Genomic DNA, 18,078 nt, shown 5'->3' on the forward strand with positions numbered 1-18,078 from the left:
CGGTCGATCTCAACCCCCGTCCCCGCCGGCGGCGCGACCGCGCCGCTCCGGCCGAGGGAGACGGGTGCTCATCCCCCATGAATCCTGCCTTAACCAGGCCTCTGCTCAAGAACCGGGTCCGGCTAACATCCACAGCCATTCTCTTGATGTCAAGATACCTCTGATTTATCTCGACATCAACTTTCTCGGCGCCGTACCGGCGGCACTCGTCCGGCCGAACGTCCCGTCCCGTCGTACGCCGATGTGCAGCGCCTGATCGGGCCCTGAAGGAACCGGAGGGTGGGCAGCCCCGGCCGGCGGGGGACCGTTCGGAATCGAAGCCCATGTCGCAACAGGGGCCGCTTGTCAAGGGTCCGGACATCTATATCTGGGCCGCCGATCCCCGTGGGCGCCGGCAGGTCACCGGCGCGGTCGCGATCACTACACTCAGGCCGGTGTTCAGTCGAATCGCCATCGTCAACCGGGGTGAGGCCGCGATGCGGCTCATCCACGCCGTCCGGGACCTGGCCGCGGAGACCTCGACACCGATCGAGACCGTCGCCCTGCACACCGAGGTCGACCGCACCGCCCCGTTCGTGCGCGAGGCCGACATCGCCTACGACCTCGGTCCCGCGTCCGCGCGCCCCTACCTCGACCTGGCGGTGCTGGAGCGCGCCTTGGTGGAGACCGGGGCCGACGCCGCGTGGGTCGGCTGGGGCTTCGTCGCGGAGGACCCGGCGTTCGCGGAGCTGTGCGAGAAGGTCGGGGTCACCTTCGTCGGGCCGAGCGCGGAGGCCATGCGCAGGCTCGGCGACAAGATCGGCTCGAAGCTCCTCGCCGAGGAGGTCGGCGTCCCGGTCGCGCCGTGGAGCCGCGGCGCGGTCGAGACCCTGGACGCCGCCCTGGCGGCGGCGGCCGAGATCGGCTACCCGCTGATGCTGAAGGCGACCGCGGGCGGCGGCGGACGCGGCATCCGCGTGATCACGGGCGAGGCCGAGCTCGCCGACGCCTACGAACGGACCCGCCAGGAGGCCGCGCGGGCGTTCGGCAGCGGCGTGGTGTTCCTGGAGCGCCTGGTCACCGGCGCCCGGCACGTCGAGGTCCAGGTGATCGCCGACGGCGCCGGCACCGCGTGGGCGCTCGGCGTCCGCGACTGCTCGGTGCAGCGGCGCAACCAGAAGGTCATCGAGGAGTCGGCGTCGCCGGTGCTCGGCCCCGCGCAGGCGGCCGAACTCAAGGCCTCGGCCGAACGGCTGGCCGTCGCGGTCGGTTACCGCGGCGCGGCGACCGTCGAGTTCCTCTACCACCCCGGCGACGAGCTGTTCGCCTTCCTCGAGGTCAACACCCGCCTCCAGGTCGAGCACCCGATCACCGAGTCCACCACCGGGTTCGACCTGGTCAAGGCGCAACTGCGGGTCGCGTCCGGCGGCCGGCTCGAAGGCGCGCCGCCGGTGGAGCGCGGGCACGCCGTCGAGGCCCGGCTGAACGCCGAGGACCCCGACCGCGACTTCGCGCCCTCCCCGGGCCGCATCGCGCGGCTGGACCTGCCGACCGGGCCGGGCATCCGGGTGGACACCGGCGTCGGCGAGGGCGACACCATCCCCGCCGACTTCGACTCGATGATCGCGAAGATCATCGCGCACGGCCGCGACCGCGCCGAGGCGCTCGGCAGGCTGCGCCGGGCGATGGCGCAGACCACGGTGATCATCGAGGGCGGGGCGACCAACAAGAGCTTCGTGCTCGACCTGCTCGACCGGCCCGAGGTGATCGACGGCAGCGCCGACACCGGCTGGATCGACCGCGTCCGCGCCGAGGGCGGGCTCGTCTCGCACCGGCACTCCGCCGTCGCGCTGGCCGCCGCCGCCATCGAGGCCTACGAGGAGGAGGAGCGCGTCGAGCGGCAGCGGCTGCTGTCGACGGCGTTCGGCGGGCGCCCGCAGGTGCAGCACGAGAGCGGCCGGCCGCTCGACCTCAAGCTGCGCGGCGCCGGCTACCGCGTGCGCGTCGCGCGGGTCGGCGCGCACCGCTTCCGCGTCGGTATCGAAGCGGGCGGCGACGTCCGCACCGCCGACGTCGAGCTCGACCGCTTCGACCGGTACACCGGCCGGATCACCGTCAACGGCGCCCGGTACCGCCTGCTCACCGGCACGCACGGGCCGATCCACCTGGTCGAGGTGGACGGCGTGGCGCACCGGGTCAGCCTCGACGAGGGCGGCGTCGTCCGCTCGCCCGCGCCGGCGCTGGTCGTCGCCACGCCGCTGAAGGTCGGCGCCGAGGTCGAGGCGGGCGCGCCGGTGCTGGTGCTGGAGAGCATGAAGATGGAGACCGTGCTCCGGGCGCCGTTCAAGGCGCGGGTGAAGGAATGCGTCGTGTCCGTGGGCGGCCAGGTCGAGGCCGGCGCACCGCTGCTGCGGCTGGAGCCGCTCGATGACGACGCCGAGGCCGAGGACGCCTCCGCCGCCGAGTCCGTCAGCCTGGACCTGCCCGCGGCGTCCGAGGGGGGCCCGGCGCGGGAGCGCGCCGCGCGCGGCCGGGAGGACCTGCGCAGCCTGCTGCTGGGCTTCGACGTCGACCCGCACGACGAACGCCGCGTCCTCGACGACTACCTCGCCGCGCGCCGGGCGGCCGACGCGAACGGCCACCGGCCGCTGGCCGGGGAGCTCGAGCTCGTCGAGGTGTTCGCCGACCTCGCCGAGCTGAGCCGCAACCGGCCGGCGGGCGAGGACGTCGGCGGCGAGGGCCACGTGCACAGCGCCCGCGAGTACTTCCACACCTATCTCCAGAGCCTCGACGTCGAGCGGGCCGGGCTGCCGGAGGCGCTCCAGGCCAAGCTCGCCAAGGCGCTCGGGCACTACGGGGTCACCGAGCTGGAGCGCTCCCCCGGCCTCGAGGCCGCGGTGTTCCGGATCTTCCTCGCCCAGCAGCGCGCGTCCGCCGACGCCGCGGTCGTCACGAGCCTGCTGCGCGCGTGGCTGCGGGAGCCGCCGCCGGACGAGGCGCTGCGCAAGCTCGCCGGGCTCGTGCTGGAGCGGCTGGTGGCGGCCACGCAGGTGCGCTTCCCGGTGATCTCCGACCTCGCGCGCGGCGTGGTGTTCGCCTGGTTCGGCCAGCCGCTGCTGCGCCGCAACCGCGCCCGCGTCTACGCCGACGTCCGCAACCACCTGCGCCACCTGGACGCGCACCCGGACGCGCCGGACCGCGCCGAGCGCATCGCCGAGATGGTGCGCAGCACCGAGCCGCTGGTGCGGCTGCTCGGCCGGCGGCTCGTCCGCGACCACCTGGACAACGCCGTCATGCTGGAGGTGCTGACCCGGCGGTACTACGGCAACAAGGACCTCACCGGCGTCCGCACCAGCGAGGTCGCGGGCTGCACGTTCGTGGTCGCCGAACGCGCGGGCTCGTCGGTGGTCTCCGCCGCGGTGGGCTTCGAGGCGCTGGGCGGCGCGCTGCGCGGGCTCGCGGAGCTGGCGGGCGGCGGGAACGCCCACGACGCCGATATCTATCTCGCCTGGGAGAACCAGCCGGAGGACCCCGACGCGATGGCGGCGGCGCTGCACGAGGTCGTCGGCGCGCACCCGCTTCCGGACCGGCTCCGCAGGCTCACCTGCACCGTCGCGGGCAGCGGCGGCGCGGTCATGCACCACCACTTCACCTTCCGCCCGTCCAGCACCGGGATGACCGAGGAACGGCTGATCCGCGGCCTGCACCCGTACATCGCGCAGCGGATGCAGATGGAGCGGCTGAGCAAGTTCGACCTCACCCGGCTGCCGTCGTCGGACGAGGAGGTCTACCTCTTCCAGTGCGTGGCGCGGGAGAACCCGTCCGACGACCGCCTCGTCGCGTTCGCCCAGGTGCGCGACCTGACCGAGCTGCGCGAGCAGGAGGGCAGGCTGCTCGCGCTGCCGACGGCCGAGGACACCATCGCCACCTGCCTCGACTCGATCCGCCGGGCGCAGTCGCGGCGGCCGTCCAAGAAGCGCTTCAACACCAACCGGATCGTCGTCTACGTCTGGCCGCCGAGCGACATCACCCGCGCGGAGCTGGAGATGATCGCCGGGCGGGTGCTGCCGACCACCGCGGGCGCCGGGCTGGAGGAGATCCTGCTCATCGCGCGGCAGCGCGACCGCGCAACCGGCGAGCTGACCAAGATCGCCGTGCGCATCTCCTTCGACGCCGCCGGCGGCACCGAGCTGACCGTCGGCGAGCCGTCCGCCGAGCCGCTCGAACCGCTCGACGGCTACCGGCAGAAGGTGCTGCGCGCGAGCAGCCGCAACACGGTGTACCCGTACGAGCTGACCGGCCGCCTCGGCGACTTCGTCGAGCACGACCTGGACGACGACCACGCGCTGGTGCCGGTCGACCGGCCGAAGGGGCGCAACTCCGCGGCGATCGTCGCGGGCGTGGTCAGCACGCCGACCCGCCGGCACCCGCAGGGCGTCACCAGGGTCGTGCTGCTCGGCGACCCGACCAAGTCGCTCGGCGCGCTGTCGGAGCCGGAGTGCCGCCGCGTGATCGCCGCGCTGGACCTGGCCGAGCGGATGCGGGTGCCGCTCGAGTGGTACGCGCTGTCGGCCGGCGCCCGGATCTCCATGGAATCGGGCACCGAGAACATGGACTGGGTGGCCGCCGCGCTCAAGCGGATCGTCGAGTTCACCCAGGACGGCGGCGAGATCAACATCGTCGTCGCGGGCATCAACGTCGGCGCGCAGCCGTACTGGAACGCCGAGGCGACGATGCTCATGCACACCAAGGGCGTCCTGGTGATGACGCCGGACTCGGCGATGGTCCTCACCGGCAAGCAGTCGCTCGACTTCTCCGGTGGCGTCTCGGCCGAGGACAACTTCGGCATCGGCGGCTACGACCGGGTGATGGGCCCGAACGGGCAGGCGCAGTACTGGGCGCCCGACCTCGCCGCCGCGCGCGGCGTGCTGATGGCGCACTACGACCACACCTACGTCGTCCCCGGCGAGGACGGGCCCCGGCGGGCGGAGACGACCGACCCCGCCGACCGCGACGTCTCCGACTTCCCGCACGTCGTGGCGGGCAGCGACTTCACCACCGTCGGCGAGATCTTCTCCGCCGAGGCCAACCCGGACCGCAAGAAGCCGTTCGACATCCGGACCGTGATGCGGGCGCTCTCCGACCAGGACCACCCGGTGCTGGAGCGCTGGGCGGGCATGGCCGACGCGGAGACCGCGGCGGTGCAGGACGTGCATCTCGGCGGCCTGCCGGTGTGCCTGCTCGGCATCGAGTCGCGGGCGGTGCCGCGGCGCGGCTTCCCGCCCACCGACGGCCCGGACACCTACACCGCGGGCACGCTGTTCCCGCGGTCGTCCAAGAAGGCCGCGCGGGCGATCAACGCGGCCAGCGGCAACCGGCCGCTGGTGGTGCTGGCGAACCTGTCGGGCTTCGACGGCTCACCGGAGTCGATGCGGAGCCTGCAACTGGAGTACGGCGCCGAGATCGGCCGCGCGATCGTGAACTTCCGCGGGCCCATCGTGTTCTGCGTGATCTCGCGGTACCACGGCGGCGCGTTCGTGGTGTTCTCCAAGGCGCTGAACCCGAACATGACCGTGCTCGCGCTGGACGGCTCGTTCGCCTCGGTGCTCGGCGGCGCCCCCGCCGCGGCGGTGGTGTTCTCCGGCGACGTCAACGCCCGCACCGCGGCCGACCCGCGGATCCGGGACCTGGAGGCCCGCGCCGCGACCGCCTCCGGCGCCGACCGCGCCGCGCTGACCGCCGAACTCGACGAGCTCCGCTCGTCGGTCCGCGCGGAGAAGCTCGGCGAGGTGGCCACCGAGTTCGACCGCGTGCACGACATCCGGCGCGCCGTCGAGGTCGGCTCCGTCGACGCCGTCATCAGCGCCGCCGAACTCCGCCCGCGCATCATCGAGGCCATCGAGTCCCATCTGCGGTAGCCCGCGACGGCCCGAGCGCGCACCACGCTCGGGCCGTCGCGGCACCCGCCCGGAGGCGGTGGCCGTTACCGGGGCCTTCGCCTCCCCCGGCTAGGCTGATCCGATGGCCTCCGCCGCGCCTGGCCCCGTCGTCACGTTCCCGGAGCTCACCTGGAACGAGGAGCGCCACCCGCTGGTGATCTCCCTGCACCGCCCGTCCGCCCGGTGGATGATCGAGCTCGGCACCTTCTGGCAGGCCACCGCCGACCCCGCCGAACTCCGCTCGTTCGCCGAGAGCGTCCTGGCCGTCGCCGAGGGATCGCGGACCGAGCTCGACGGCCCCCTCGGCACCGCCCCCCGCCACCACCTCACCGAGGGCGACTTCATTGTGGGCCGCGACGACGACGGCCTCTACCTTCAGGTCTTCCTCTGCGACGGCAGTTGCGGCAGCCCCACCCTGGACGCCTCCTCGCTCCCCCCGGCCGCCCTGACCGTCCAGGCCCGCGCGCTCCTCGCCGCCCTACCCGGCGACGCCGAGTGACCCGGACGTCTTCCGCCCGGCGCCGCGCTCCAAGCACGTCGTGACCGGTCATACCGCGACCGGATCCAGTACCGCGTACACGACCTTCCCGCCCTCCGCGAGCGGACGCGTCCCCCACCGCAGCACGAGCGTCTCCATCAGCAGCAGCCCCCGCCCCGATTCCGCCGCCGGCCCCGGCTCGCGGACGACCGGCAGCGCGTCGGAGCGATCCCACGTCTCCAGCACGGGCAGCCCGTCCAGCCGATAGGCGCGCACGATCACCGAATCGCCCTCGCCCGACCCGTGCTTGATCGCATTGGTCGCCAGCTCGCTCACCACGATCCGGGCGACGTGATCGTCCAGCCCCCATCCCCCGAATACGAGCCCGACAAAGTCCCTCACCTGCTTCACCGCCTGCGGATGCGCCTTGATCACAATGGTCGCGGGTTCGCACATTCTTGATCACCTCGAAATGTCTGTGAACCACAACACAGAGTGATCCGAGAGGCATAAAGTGGCGCACGTACAAGCGACACCCGGAACAAGCCGGAACGAGGATGATCAATTATGGCCACCAACCCGTCTCCCAATCCGAAGACGAGCATGTGGGACTTCATCGCCTTCTACCTGCGATTTCAGCGCAACCACCGAGGCCTGTCCGGTGAATCACTCGGACAAATGATCAACGCGAGTAAGGCCACGGTTTCACGCCTTGAGAACAACGTCGAACGCCTCGACGGAACCCGAGCCGCGGTCATCGACAAGCGTTGGAAGACCGGCGGGCTGTTCAGCCTTCTCGTCTGGTATGCCTCCATCGGACACGACCCACAATGGTATGGCCAGTACGTCGATTTCGAGCAACGAGCCCGGATGATCCGAATCTTCGAGCCGCTCCTCGTGCCTGGGCTCTTCCAGACCGAGGAGTACGCATGGGCACTGCTCGCCGCTGGAGGCGAGCCGAACCCCGAGCAAGTCCTCACCGAGCGGATGCAACGGAAGACAGTCCTTGACCGAGCATTCGTCACCGCGATCCTCAGCGAGGCCGTCCTCTCCTGGCCGGTAGGCAGCCCCCAGATCATGCGCGCCCAGCACGAGCAACTTCTTGAGCTGTCAGAGCGTCCGAACGTGACGATCCACGTCGTGCCGCGGTCCTTCGACACCGGCGCCTACAGAGGCCTTGACGGAGCGATGAAGCTCCTCACTGGGCCTGGCTTCGGGGAACTGGCATACACCGAGTCGTTGGGCAGTGGGCGGCTTGTATCGTCCCCTGAGGACGTAAGCGAATTTGGGATCATTTATGCCCGGATCAGCGCTAAGGCGCTGCCCGAGGTTCCATCCAGGAACCTCATCAAGAAGTCGATGGAGGCATTTAGTGACGACCTGGCGTAAGTCCAGCCACAGCGGCACCACGCAGAGCGACTGTGTGGAGGTGGCGGCTCTGCCCGATGGCGTGGGCGTCCGGGACTCCAAGAACCCGCACGGCCCCACCCTCCTCCTCGACCGGAGCGCCTTCCGCACGCTCGTGACCGACCTCAAGCGTTAGCCCCCGCACAGTGGAGAGCCCTGGCCTGGCAGCCAGGGCTCTCCTTTCGTTCCCGACAGCTTGTGGGCGCGGATCGAGCCGTTCCCGGACAGCGAGTCCGAGCGCCCTCTGAGTTTCCGGTGAGGGTTCGGCCGCCTCACAGACCCGCGGGCCGTGTGGTGCGAATGAGCGTGAGCGTTGCGACGCTGGTGGCCAGGAGTGCGGCGGTGGCGATGACGGCGCTGGTGTGCAGTCCGGTCAGGAAGGTCGCGTCGCCTTCTCCCGCGATGAGTGCGCCGAAGAGGGCCACGCCGAGGGCTCCGCCGGTCTGGCGGGCGCAGCTGAGCACTCCGGAGGCGGTCCCGGCTCGGTCGGCGCTGATGGCCTGGAGGAGGGTGGAGGTCAGGGGCGGGACCGACAGCCCACCGCCGATGCCGATGGGGATCAACAGGGTCAGCAGGATCGTGGTGGAGGTGTGCGGTCCCACACCGATCAGGGCGAGGTATCCGATGACCTGGAGGAGTTGGCCACCGACCAGGGGAAGCCGCGGGCCGTACCGGGCGGTGAGTCTTCCGGCGGTCAGATTGGCAACGGTGATCAGCGCGGTCATGGGGATGAACATGAGCCCGGCGGTGAGTACGGATCGGCCTTGGATCTGCTGGAAGTACAGGCTCATGACGAAGATCAGCCCGTAGTTGGTCAGGTTCAGGACCAGGCCGGTGACAGCGGTGACCGATACGGCCCGGGACCGGAACAGGCCGAGCGGGACCATCGGGTTCTTCGTCCGGGCCTCGATGAGGACGAAGGCGGCGGCGGCCAGCACGAATCCGGCCAGTGCCGCCGCCACCACGGGCGAGGTCCAGCCGTACTGACCGGCCTCGATCACCGCGAAGGTGAGCGCCACCAGGGCGGTCACCGCGGCGATCTGCCCGGCGGGGTCGAGCGGGACGGGCCTGGGGCTGGATCGTGGCGCGCGGGTGAGCGTCATCAGCGCCGCCGCACCTGCGGGGATGTTGATGAAGAAGATGGTCCGCCAGCCGAGCCCGCTGGTGAGCACGCCGCCGAAGACCGGACCGGCGGCGACGGCCGCGCCGCCGGCCGCCGTCCAGGTCGCGATCGCCCTCGCGCGGGCGGTGTCCTGCTGGTAGGCCTGGCGGATCAGCGCCAGGGACGCGGGCATCATGAGAGCCGCCGCGGCCCCTTGGACCACCCGGGCCGCCAGCAGGGCCGGCAGGGTGGGGGCGAGTCCGCATCCCGCGGAGGCGAGAGTGAAGACGGTGAGTCCGGCGGCGAAGCAGCGGGATGCGCCGAGGCGGTCGGAGAGCGCGCCCGCCGACAGCAGGAGCGCGGCGAAGGCGAGGGTGTAACCGCCGACCACCCATTGGAGGCCGGTGATGCCGCCGCCGAACTGCCGGCCGATGGTCGGCAGCGCGACGTTCACCACGGACGCATCCAGGGTGATCATGAAGAAGCCGAGTGCGGCCGCCAGCAGCGTCATACCGGCCCGGGGAGTCGGGGAGGAGATGGTGTCGGAGGCCGCGAGTCGGCTCGGAGTGCCAGTGGTCATGGTTCCCGGTTCAGAGTGTCGAGGCGAAGTGCGCGGCAACGGCGTCCACTGCCGCTTTCACCGCGGGTTCTCGGTCGTAGAAGTCGAACTGTTCGCCGGTGGTCCAGATGATCTGCTTGGCGCCGGCCAGGTCGGCGTGGAAGCGCCGGGCACCGTCGGGAACGGCGGCATCCTCGCTGTGGACCAGGAGCGTGGGCGTCTGGATCTCGGGGGCGACGGCGATGGGGTCGAAGGCGAGCCAGCCCGGCCAGGCCATGATCGCGAACCGGTTGCCCCACTGCGGGACGGCCCCGCGGTCACGGTCGAGGTAGTAGTCGAACGGGCCGTACATGGCGGCACCGGGGTCGGTGGCGCTGACGGCGGGGACGTACTCGACCTGCCCGGTCTCTCGCCACAGTGTGGTGGCCCGCTCGCCCGCCTCGATCCGCTGCCTCACCCCTTCGGGGCCTCCGTAGATCGCCTGGACGAGATCGGCGTCATGCAGCCAAGGCGCGATCAGGGCCATGGAGCGGACGCGGGCGTCGGTGGCCGCGTTCACGGCGGTGTAGCCGCTGCTGGCGCACACGGCCAGAGCACCGATCCTGCCGGAGTCGGCGAGCGGGTAGGAGGCCAGGAAGGTGACCGCGTTGTGGATATCGCGGATCTTCAACTCGGGGGATTCGTAGTCGCGCGGCTCGCCCTCGCTGTCCCCATAGCCGCGAAAGTCGAAGGTCAATGCCAGATATCCCTGTTCCGCCAGGTGCCGCGCGTACAGGTTGGACATCTGCTGGCGGACGGTGGTCCAGGAACCGGTCACCACGACGGCCGGCAGACGGGCCCCGTCCGCGGCGTCGGCGGGGAGGAACACCTCGCCGGTGAGGGTCGCGCCTTCACTGGGAATCGTCACAGTCCGGGTACGGACAGTCATCACTACTCCGTGTTCAAAGCTGAGGTGGGACCGAGGTGGGGATGGGCGGGTGCCCTTACCAGGGCAAGGGGCGGCCGTCGCGGAAGAAGCCTCCGGTGGGGCCATGGTCGGGCAGGGTGGCGGCCCAGACGACGCTGGCCGCGCCGTCGGCGACGGGACGGCCGCCGGGACCTCCCATATCGGTGGCGACCCATCCGGGACAGACGGCGTTGACCAGGATCTTTTCGGCGCGCAGTTCGGCGGCGAGCATTCTGGTGAGGGCGTTGAGGGCGACCTTGGAGGCGTTGTAGGCGGGAGTGCCGCCACCCATGTTGGTCAGCGAGGCCACCTCGCTCGACACGTTGACGATCCTGGCGTGGGCGCTCTTGCACAGCAGCGGCAGCAGGGCCTGCACCAGGCGCCAGGGGCCGTAGAGGTTGGTCTCGGCCGCCTGGCCCACGACTCGCAGGTCGGCGGTTGCGGCCCGCTGCCAGGTGTCGTAGGTGACGGCGGCATTGTTGACCAGCACGTCCAGCCGACCGAACCGTTCGGCGACCTCCCGCGCCACCGTCGAGACGTCGTCGGAGGTGACGTCCAGCCGCAGCGGATGCACCGTCGGGCCGAGCCTGCCCGCCGCGGCCGTGGCCGCCTCAAGGGAGCGGGCGGTGAGCAGGACGGTGTGGCCGAGGGCGGCGAGTTGCCCGCAGACCTCCAGGCCGATGCCGCGGTTGGCTCCGGTGACCAGCGAGATCATCGCTTGTCGGCGGCCAGGGCCATGAGGTCCTTGTTGCCGTCGGCCCAGGTCGCGGTCATCACCACACCGCTGATCCGCCAGCCCTCATCGGCACGGAGCAGGTCGAAGCGGTAGGTGCCGCCCAGCGTCCACAGCGGTGAACCGAACGGGTTCGCCAGCCGGTGCGTGGCCTGGAAGGAGGCGGTGCAGACCGCGGTATCGCCTTCGACGGTCACCAGGTGGTTGGTGATCAGGTGCTGGGTGGCGTCGAAAGCGCCCAGCAGTCCGGACCAGGCGTCGACGATCTGGTCGGGGGTCAGTTCGGCCGCTTCGCCGCCGTTCAGACTGGTGTAGTCCAGCGTCACCTTGTCCGCGAACACGCCGGTGAGCCTGTCCCACTCACGCTGGTCGGTGTGCCAGCCCATCCGTGTGCAGGTCTCGGTGATCGCAAGACGGTCTTCGGTCAGGCTCATGGTTCACTCCTCGTCATCGTCGTTCCGTCCGTGCAGGTCGGACATAAGTGATCATCAGCCGAGACGGTGCGGCACGTCCAATACCTGCTGTGATAGCCATGCGTTATGGATGCGCACCTTCGTGACCTGCGATACTTCGTCGCCGTTGCCGAGGAGCTCAGCTTCACCCGGGCCGCCGAGCGGCTGTTCGTCTCCCAGCCCGCGCTCAGCAAGCAGATCAAGCAGCTGGAGGATCAGCTGCGGGTGAAGCTGTTCGATCGGGACCGGCGTTCGGTGACGCTCACCGCGCCTGGGCAGGCCCTACTCACCGCCGCGCGGGAGATGGTCCGTTCCTGGGACGAGACCCAGCGGGCGGTGAGCGACGCCGCCGCCGCCCAAGCGGCCCTGCTCACCGTCGGACTGTCCACCAGTCTGGGTAGGGGCCTGCTGCCGCCCCTGCGGGCGCGCTTCGCTGAACGACGCCCGAACTGGCGGCTCCGGATACGTCAGATCAACTGGGACGATGCCACCGCCGGGCTGGCGAGCGGTGACGTCGACGTGGCGTTCGTCTGGCTCCCGATCCCGAACCAGGACGCCCTCAACACCCAGGTGGTGGCCCGCGAACCGCGGTGGGTCGCCTTCCGCGACGACCATCGGCTCGCCGCGTGCGAGGAGGTGGACTTCACCGAACTCCTCGATGAGCCGTTCCTCGCACTCCCCGACAGCGCGGGAACGCTCCGCGACTTCTGGCTCGCCCTCGACCACCGCGGCGGCCATCCGGTCCGGATCGGCGCCACCGTCTCCAACGCCGACGAGACCTTCACCGCCGTCGAGGAAGGCAGCGGCATCGTGCTGCTCTCCTCCGGTAACGCCGCCGTCTACCGGCGACCTGGAGTCCACTCCATTCCCGTCACTGGTCTGTCCCCCAGCGAACTCGCCCTCGCCTGGCGTCCCGACGACCACCGCACCGTCATCCGCGACTTCATCGACGCCCTCCGCACCCCGCCACCGGCCCCGTACGGCGAACCGGTGAGCGTCGACCCGACCCCCGCTCGGTGATGCCGCCGATCCGCCGCGGGCAGGGCATCCGGGCCGGGTCGGCCGAACCCGTGTGGGGCAGGACCCGGCAACTCTTCGTGGGTGCTGCGGCGTCGTCCGATATCCAGCACCATCGTGCCCGTCTCGGCCACCATGAAGTCGACGCCGCAGACCGCGACGCCCGCGGTCAGGAACCACTCGCGCAGATCGGCGCGGCATCGGCGCGGACAACCGGATCGTCGTCGCCTCGGGAACGGACATATCGGTACTGACCCCCGACGCCGCGTCCTGCCCCCCGAGCGCCTGACGTCGGTACTGCGTGGTCACCTGCGACCCGCTCAGCGGGGCGACGCGACCAGGCCCGTCTCGTAGGCGAGGATGACGAGCTGCACCCGGTCGCGGGCGCCCAGCTTGGTGAGCAGCCGCGTCACGTACGTCTTGACGGTGGACATGCTGATGACCAGTTCGGCGGCGATCTCGGTGTTGGACAGGCCGCGTCCGACCAGGGTGAGGACGGCGCGCTCCCGGTCGGTGATGCCGCCGATCCGCCGCGCGGCGGCGGCGGGCACGGCGGCGGGCTCGGGGCGTCCGGCGAACTCGGCGACCAGGCGGCGGGTGACGCTCGGCGCGATCAGGGCGTCCCCGGCGGCGACCACCCGGATCGCGGCCAGGATGTCGTCCAGCGCCATGTCCTTGACCAGGAAGCCGGAGGCGCCCGCCCGCAGCGCGGCGTAGACGTGGTCGTCGTCGTCGAACGTGGTCAGCACGACCACGCGCGCCCCGTCCGGGCCCGCGGTGATCAGGCGGGTGGCCTCGATGCCGTCCATGCCGGGCATCCGGATGTCCATCACCACCACGTCGGGGCGCAGCTCCCCGGCCAGCTCGACCGCCTCCGCGCCGGTGCCGGCCTCCCCGGCGACCTCGAGGTCGGACGTGCCGGAGAGGGCCATCTCCAGGGCGGCCCGCACCAGCGGCTGGTCGTCGACCAGCACGACCCGGACGGTCATCGCGCTCCTCCCGCCACCGGCAGCCGGGCCGCGACCCGGAAGCCGCCGCCCGGCCGGGGTCCGGCGTCGAAGTCCCCGTGCAGCAGCGAGGCCCGCTCGCGCAGGCCCGCGAGGCCGTGGCCGCCGCCCGGGGCGGTGCCGTGGCCGCGGCCCCGGTCGGTGATCACGACGGCGACCTCGTCGTCCTTCCGGCAGTCGACGGACACCTCGCAGGAGGTGACACCGGCGTGCCGCACCACGTTGGTGATCGACTCCTGGATGACGCGGAAGGCGGCCAGGTCGACCTCCGGCGGAAGCGGGCGCCGCTCGCCCTCCCACCGGACGTCGACCAGCACGCCCGCCGCCGTCGTCGCTGCGGCCAGCCGGTCCAGATCGGCCAGGCCGTGCGGCCGGGCGGTCGCCGCGCCCGCGTCCCGATCGGCCTGGCGCAGCGCGCCGAGCATCCGCCGCAGTCCCGACAGCGCCTCCCGTCCGGCGGTCTCGATCTCGGCCAGCGCCTCGCGCGCCCGGTCCGGCCGGCGGTCGATGACGCGCCGGGCCGCACCGGCCTGAAGGGCGACGATGCCCATGCTGTGCGCCACCGTGTCGTGCATCTCCCGGGCGATCCGCAGCCGTTCGGCGGTGACCGCCTGGGCCGCGGCCTGGGCGCTCAGCATCTCGGTGTGCTCGCGGGACCGGCGCACCGACCGGCCCACCAGCCAGGCGATGACGGCGACCAGGACGCCCGCGTCCGAGACACCGATGTGCGGCAGGCTGGTGGTCACCTGGAACTGCCCCACGACGAACCTGGTCCCCGGCGCCGGAGCGCCGTCGTACGTCGCGGTCGTCAGCCCCACGGTGTTGTCGGGCGTCATGCCCACATGCATGATCAGGACGACCAGCACCAGGGCCAGTGCGGCCCGTGCGGTCCGGGGCGGCTGGGCGGCCGTGACCAGGAAGAGCGCGACGTCGACCGCCAGGAGCGCGGTCAGCGGGAGCTGCACGTTCATGTGCGCCGCGTCCGTCACCCCGATCGTGGCGACCATCAGCAGGGCGATCGACGGCAGCGGCCACCGGCGCAGCAGGGCGGCGGCGGCGAACGCGACGGCGGACGCGACGGCGACGAGCGGCCAGTCGGTCTGCCCGGTGGCGCCGCTCGTGCGGAAGGCGGGACGGTCGGGATTCTGACCGATGACGAGCACGGGGTAGGCGACCGACACGCACCAGGCCAGGGCCGTCCACGCGCCCGGCGGCACGCGCTTCAGCAGAGGCAGGGGCGGCGTCACGGACATGTGCTGATGGTAGCCAGGCACCCCCACCTGGGGCATCGGACCCCGGGTGTACGACCAGGGTCGACAGGTCCCATTGGATTAGGCTTGAGAAGTGATCGAGGCCGTGCTGTGGGACGTCGATGACACGCTCTTCGATTTCTCCGGCTCGGATCGGCTGGCGCTGCTGCGGCACTTCGAGGCCGAGGGCCGTTCGGCCGGTGAGACCGCACTCGGGCACTGGCGGCAGGCGACCAGGACCGCGTACGGACGCTTGGCGGCCGGGGAGCTCACCTATGCGGAGTACCAGCGGGAACGGGTCCGCGGATTCACCGGGCAGGCGCTGAGCGGGGCCGAAGCGGACGCGTGGTTCGGGCGGTACACCGCGTTGTTCGAGGCGGCGTGGACGGTGTTCCCCGATGTGCCCGCGACGCTTGAGGCACTCCCCTACCGGCAGGGAATCCTGTCCAATTCCAGTACCGGGCACCAAGAGCGGAGAATGGCGGTCCTGGGGCTGCGCCATCACTTCGAAGTGCTGCTGTGCTCGGACACGCTCCGCTGCGCGAAGCCCGACCCGGCGGCGTTCCTGGCGGGATGCGCCGCGCTCGGCCTGCCGCCCGCCGCCGTCGCCTATGTGGGCGACCGGCTGGACGTGGACGCGGTCGGCGCGCATGAGGCGGGTCTCGTCGGCATCTGGCTCGACCGCGGACGCACGGCGGTCCGGGTACCGGACGGCGTGCACCGCATTCCGGACCTCGGTGAACTTCCCCGGCTGCTGACCTCCTTGTGAGCTGAGGCGCCCGCCGCATCCGACCTCCACCCGGGGTGATCTGTCCCCGCACTCTAGAGCGCACTGGACATTAGTGTGCGGCACACAGTAAAGTGCCGGACGTGACCTTAGAAGACCTGATCCTCAGCCAGGCCCAGGAGCTGCGGCGCGGCACGGTGGTCCTGGCCTGCCTGGCCCTCCTGGACGAGCCGCAGTACGGCTACGCGCTACTGGAGACGCTCAACGACGCCGGGGTCACCGTCGACGGCAACACGCTCTACCCGTTGCTGCGGCGGCTGGACAAGCAGGGCCTGCTCACCAGCGAGTGGAACACCGACGAGTCCCGGCCGCGGAAGTTCTACCGGGTCAGCCCGGAGGGCTCCCGGGTGCGCACCGGCCTGGTGCGCGAGTGGCAGGACCTCGTCGCCTCGATCGCACGACTGACCAAGGAAGCCCCATGAGCACGAACACGCTGACCGAGCGCTACGTCCACGAGGTCGCCCGGCGGATCCCGGCCGACCAGCGCGACGACGTCGCCGACGAGCTGCGCGCCACCATCGCCGACACCATCGAGGCGCGCGAGTCGTCCGACCCGGACGCGGCCGAGCGCGAGGTGCTCACCGAGATGGGCGACCCGTTCCGGCTCGCCGCCCGCTACGCCGACCGGCCGCTCTCGCTGATCGGCCCCTGGCTCTACCCGACCTACATCCGGCTGCTGACGGTCCTGCTGTCCACCGTCCTGCCGGTGATCGTCGTGCTGACCGTCGTGATCGACGTCCTCGACGGCAACGACGCCGGCTCGGTGATCGGCTCCGGCATCGCCGCGCTGCTCACCGTCGGGGCCCAGATGATCGCGTGGCTCACCGTGATGTTCGCCGTGATCGAACGGGTCCAGCACCGCGACGGGCCGGCCCGCGGCGCCGACAAGTGGACCCCCGACGACCTGCCCGAGCTGCGCGATCTGCCCAAGCCCGACAAGCAGGGCCTCATGGCCGGCGCGGCGGCGGTGTGGAACGCGTTCCTGCTCGTGCTGATCGTCTGGCAGCACACCGCCGAGCCGTACCGGACCGACGGCGGCGACCGGCTCCAGGTGCTCGACCCGGGCCTGTGGTCGGGCTGGATCTGGCCGATCCTCGCCGGCCTGGCCGCCCTGGTGGCGCTCGAACTGGTCCGGGTCGCCGCGCGCGGCTGGACCCGGCCGCTGGCCATCGGCTACGCCCTCGCCGAGGCGCTGTTCGCGCTGCCGCTGGCCTGGATCCTCTACCGGCACGAGTTCTTCGACCCGGACTTCCTGGCGGCCGTCAACGGCGACTGGACGACGCCGGACGCGTTCTACACGGTCGCGGCGCTGGGCGTGCTCGCGGTGAGCGCGCACGAGGCGGTCAAGCGGTTCCGCGAGGCGCGCCGCTGACCTCCGTCGGCTCCTCGAAGCGTCCGCCCGCGGCGCGGGAGACGCGCTCGGCGATCTCCCTCAGGTGCTCGACGAGCTCCGGCGGCCCGTGCACCTCGAAGGGGCAGCCGAGCCTGATCAGGCGGTCCGCGAGCCAGGGCAGGGTGTCGACGTGGCCGCGCAGGCGGGAGGTGTGCTCGTCGACCGGCTCGATCTGGTCGGCCCTGGCGTCCAGCCGGGCGCGGGCGTCGGCGGCCGGAAGCCGCAGGGTCGCGTCGACCTCGTAGCTGGGGACCATCGCGTACATCTTCTTCTTGACGAAGGCGGCGGCGTCGGCCTCCGGGAGCTCGCGGGGCCGGAAGCGCTGCCCGGTCGGGTGCGGCTCGCGGATCCGGTCGACCCGGAAGATGCGCCAGTCGTCGCGGTCGACGTCGTGGGCGACCAGGTACCAGCGGCGGCCCGCGGGGACGAGGCTGTGCGGCTCCACCAGGCGCCTGGCCTCGTCCCCCGCCCCGGTCCGGTAGGCGAAGCGCAGCCGCTCCCGGCCCGCGGCGGTGGACGCCAGGACGGACAGGAGCCCGGGATCGACGACGGGCCCGTCCGGGCCGGTGAGCGGGACGGTCACGCTGGTCAGCGCACCGACCCGGTGCCGGAGCCGGGACGGCAGCACCTGCTCCAGCTTGGCCAGCGCGCGGACGGACGCCTCCCCGATCCCCTCGACGGGCTGCCCGGCTGCGGTGCGCAGGCCGACCGCCATCGCGACCGCCTCCTCGTCGTCCAGCAGCAGCGGCGGCATCGCGGTGCCCGCGACCAGCCGGTAGCCGCCCGCCGGGCCCATCGCCGCCTCGACCGGATAGCCCAGGTCGCGGAGGCGCTCGATGTCGCGGCGGATGGTGCGGGTGGTGACCTCCAGACGCTCGCCGAGCTCGGTGCCCGACCACTCGCGCGGCGTCTGGAGGAGGGACAGCAACCTGAGGAGCCGCGCCGAAGTCTCTGCCATGACTCCAGGATCCCGTTTATATAGGACAGAAAATGCCCTACACGGCCGACAGAGTCGTCCCTGTCGCCGAA

Annotated in this window: 16 protein-coding genes; 8 read left to right on the forward strand and 8 right to left on the reverse strand. The window is 71.7% G+C overall.

What is annotated here, in order from left to right; translation table 11 throughout:
- Positions 1 to 434: 434 nt before the first annotated feature.
- Both OHA34_RS11025 and OHA34_RS11030 read left to right on the forward strand, forming a co-directional pair.
- Positions 435 to 5,897 carry an ATP-binding protein gene (locus OHA34_RS11025; RefSeq protein WP_329521547.1) on the forward strand — a complete coding sequence of 1,821 codons (5,463 nt, stop codon included), beginning with the start codon at positions 435 to 437 and terminating at the stop codon, positions 5,895 to 5,897.
- A 103-nt stretch (positions 5,898 to 6,000) separates the two neighbouring features.
- Positions 6,001 to 6,417 carry a hypothetical protein gene (locus OHA34_RS11030; protein WP_285941017.1) on the forward strand — a complete coding sequence of 139 codons (417 nt, stop codon included), beginning with the start codon at positions 6,001 to 6,003 and terminating at the stop codon, positions 6,415 to 6,417.
- A 48-nt stretch (positions 6,418 to 6,465) separates the two neighbouring features.
- Here OHA34_RS11030 and OHA34_RS11035 read toward each other — a convergent pair whose 3' ends face one another.
- Entirely contained in the window at positions 6,466 to 6,852 is a 387-nt protein-coding gene (locus OHA34_RS11035; RefSeq protein ID WP_329521548.1) for an ATP-binding protein, read from the reverse strand.
- A 111-nt stretch (positions 6,853 to 6,963) separates the two neighbouring features.
- Between OHA34_RS11035 and OHA34_RS11040 the strand changes: the two genes are divergently transcribed.
- On the forward strand, positions 6,964 to 7,785 hold the full coding sequence (locus OHA34_RS11040) for a DUF5753 domain-containing protein (RefSeq protein ID WP_285941019.1): 822 nt from the start codon (positions 6,964 to 6,966) through the stop codon (positions 7,783 to 7,785).
- Positions 7,769 to 7,939, forward strand: a complete 171-nt coding sequence (locus OHA34_RS11045; RefSeq protein WP_285941020.1) for a DUF397 domain-containing protein — start codon at positions 7,769 to 7,771, stop codon at positions 7,937 to 7,939. The genes OHA34_RS11040 and OHA34_RS11045 overlap by 17 nt, the downstream gene beginning before the upstream one ends.
- Before the next feature lie 136 nt (positions 7,940 to 8,075).
- On the opposite strand, the gene OHA34_RS11050 is transcribed toward OHA34_RS11045, so the two are convergent.
- From OHA34_RS11050 to OHA34_RS11065, 4 genes are read right to left on the reverse strand one after another with little or no spacing between them, the layout of a single operon-like run.
- The gene (locus tag OHA34_RS11050) at positions 8,076 to 9,485 is read right to left on the reverse strand and encodes an MFS transporter (protein ID WP_285941021.1); all 1,410 of its coding nucleotides are present in this window, start codon (positions 9,483 to 9,485) and stop codon (positions 8,076 to 8,078) included.
- A gap of 10 nt (positions 9,486 to 9,495) precedes the next feature.
- Positions 9,496 to 10,392 (reverse strand): alpha/beta hydrolase, encoded by an 897-nt coding sequence (locus tag OHA34_RS11055; RefSeq protein WP_329521549.1) that lies wholly within the window; start codon positions 10,390 to 10,392, stop codon positions 9,496 to 9,498.
- Positions 10,393 to 10,447: 55 nt separating this feature from the next.
- A complete protein-coding gene (locus OHA34_RS11060) occupies positions 10,448 to 11,125 on the reverse strand; it encodes an SDR family oxidoreductase (RefSeq protein WP_285941023.1) in 678 nt (225 codons plus the stop codon).
- A complete protein-coding gene (locus OHA34_RS11065; protein ID WP_285941024.1) occupies positions 11,122 to 11,577 on the reverse strand; it encodes a nuclear transport factor 2 family protein in 456 nt (151 codons plus the stop codon). Before OHA34_RS11065 ends, OHA34_RS11060 begins: the two co-directional genes overlap by 4 nt.
- Positions 11,578 to 11,682: 105 nt before the next feature.
- Here OHA34_RS11065 and OHA34_RS11070 point away from each other — a divergent pair, with 105 nt between their 5' ends.
- Positions 11,683 to 12,615, forward strand: coding sequence for a LysR family transcriptional regulator (locus OHA34_RS11070; protein ID WP_329521550.1), 933 nt, complete (start codon positions 11,683 to 11,685; stop codon positions 12,613 to 12,615).
- A 317-nt stretch (positions 12,616 to 12,932) separates the two neighbouring features.
- Here the strand turns inward: OHA34_RS11070 and OHA34_RS11075 are convergent, their stop codons facing one another.
- Positions 12,933 to 13,601, reverse strand: coding sequence for a response regulator transcription factor (locus tag OHA34_RS11075; protein WP_329521551.1), 669 nt, complete (start codon positions 13,599 to 13,601; stop codon positions 12,933 to 12,935).
- The gene (locus OHA34_RS11080; RefSeq protein WP_329521552.1) at positions 13,598 to 14,872 is read right to left on the reverse strand and encodes a sensor histidine kinase; all 1,275 of its coding nucleotides are present in this window, start codon (positions 14,870 to 14,872) and stop codon (positions 13,598 to 13,600) included. Before OHA34_RS11080 ends, OHA34_RS11075 begins: the two co-directional genes overlap by 4 nt.
- Before the next feature lie 91 nt (positions 14,873 to 14,963).
- Between OHA34_RS11080 and OHA34_RS11085 the strand changes: the two genes are divergently transcribed.
- The 3 genes from OHA34_RS11085 (at position 14,964) to OHA34_RS11095 (ending at position 17,028) form a co-directional block, all read left to right on the forward strand.
- Complete coding sequence (locus OHA34_RS11085) at positions 14,964 to 15,638, forward strand: HAD family hydrolase (protein WP_329521553.1); 675 nt, start codon at positions 14,964 to 14,966, stop codon at positions 15,636 to 15,638.
- A gap of 101 nt (positions 15,639 to 15,739) precedes the next feature.
- Positions 15,740 to 16,078, forward strand: a complete 339-nt coding sequence (locus tag OHA34_RS11090; protein WP_432763065.1) for a PadR family transcriptional regulator — start codon at positions 15,740 to 15,742, stop codon at positions 16,076 to 16,078.
- Positions 16,075 to 17,028: an HAAS signaling domain-containing protein gene (locus tag OHA34_RS11095; protein ID WP_329521554.1), complete on the forward strand. Its 954-nt coding sequence runs from the start codon at positions 16,075 to 16,077 to the stop codon at positions 17,026 to 17,028. The genes OHA34_RS11090 and OHA34_RS11095 overlap by 4 nt, the downstream gene beginning before the upstream one ends.
- Here the strand turns inward: OHA34_RS11095 and OHA34_RS11100 are convergent.
- Positions 17,000 to 18,007, reverse strand: a complete 1,008-nt coding sequence (locus OHA34_RS11100; RefSeq protein WP_329521555.1) for a helix-turn-helix transcriptional regulator — start codon at positions 18,005 to 18,007, stop codon at positions 17,000 to 17,002. The genes OHA34_RS11095 and OHA34_RS11100 overlap by 29 nt on opposite strands.
- Between the last annotated feature and the right edge of the window lie 71 nt (positions 18,008 to 18,078).

The organism is Spirillospora sp. NBC_01491 (assembly GCF_036227065.1).
GTDB lineage: Bacteria > Actinomycetota > Actinomycetes > Streptosporangiales > Streptosporangiaceae > Spirillospora > Spirillospora xylanilytica.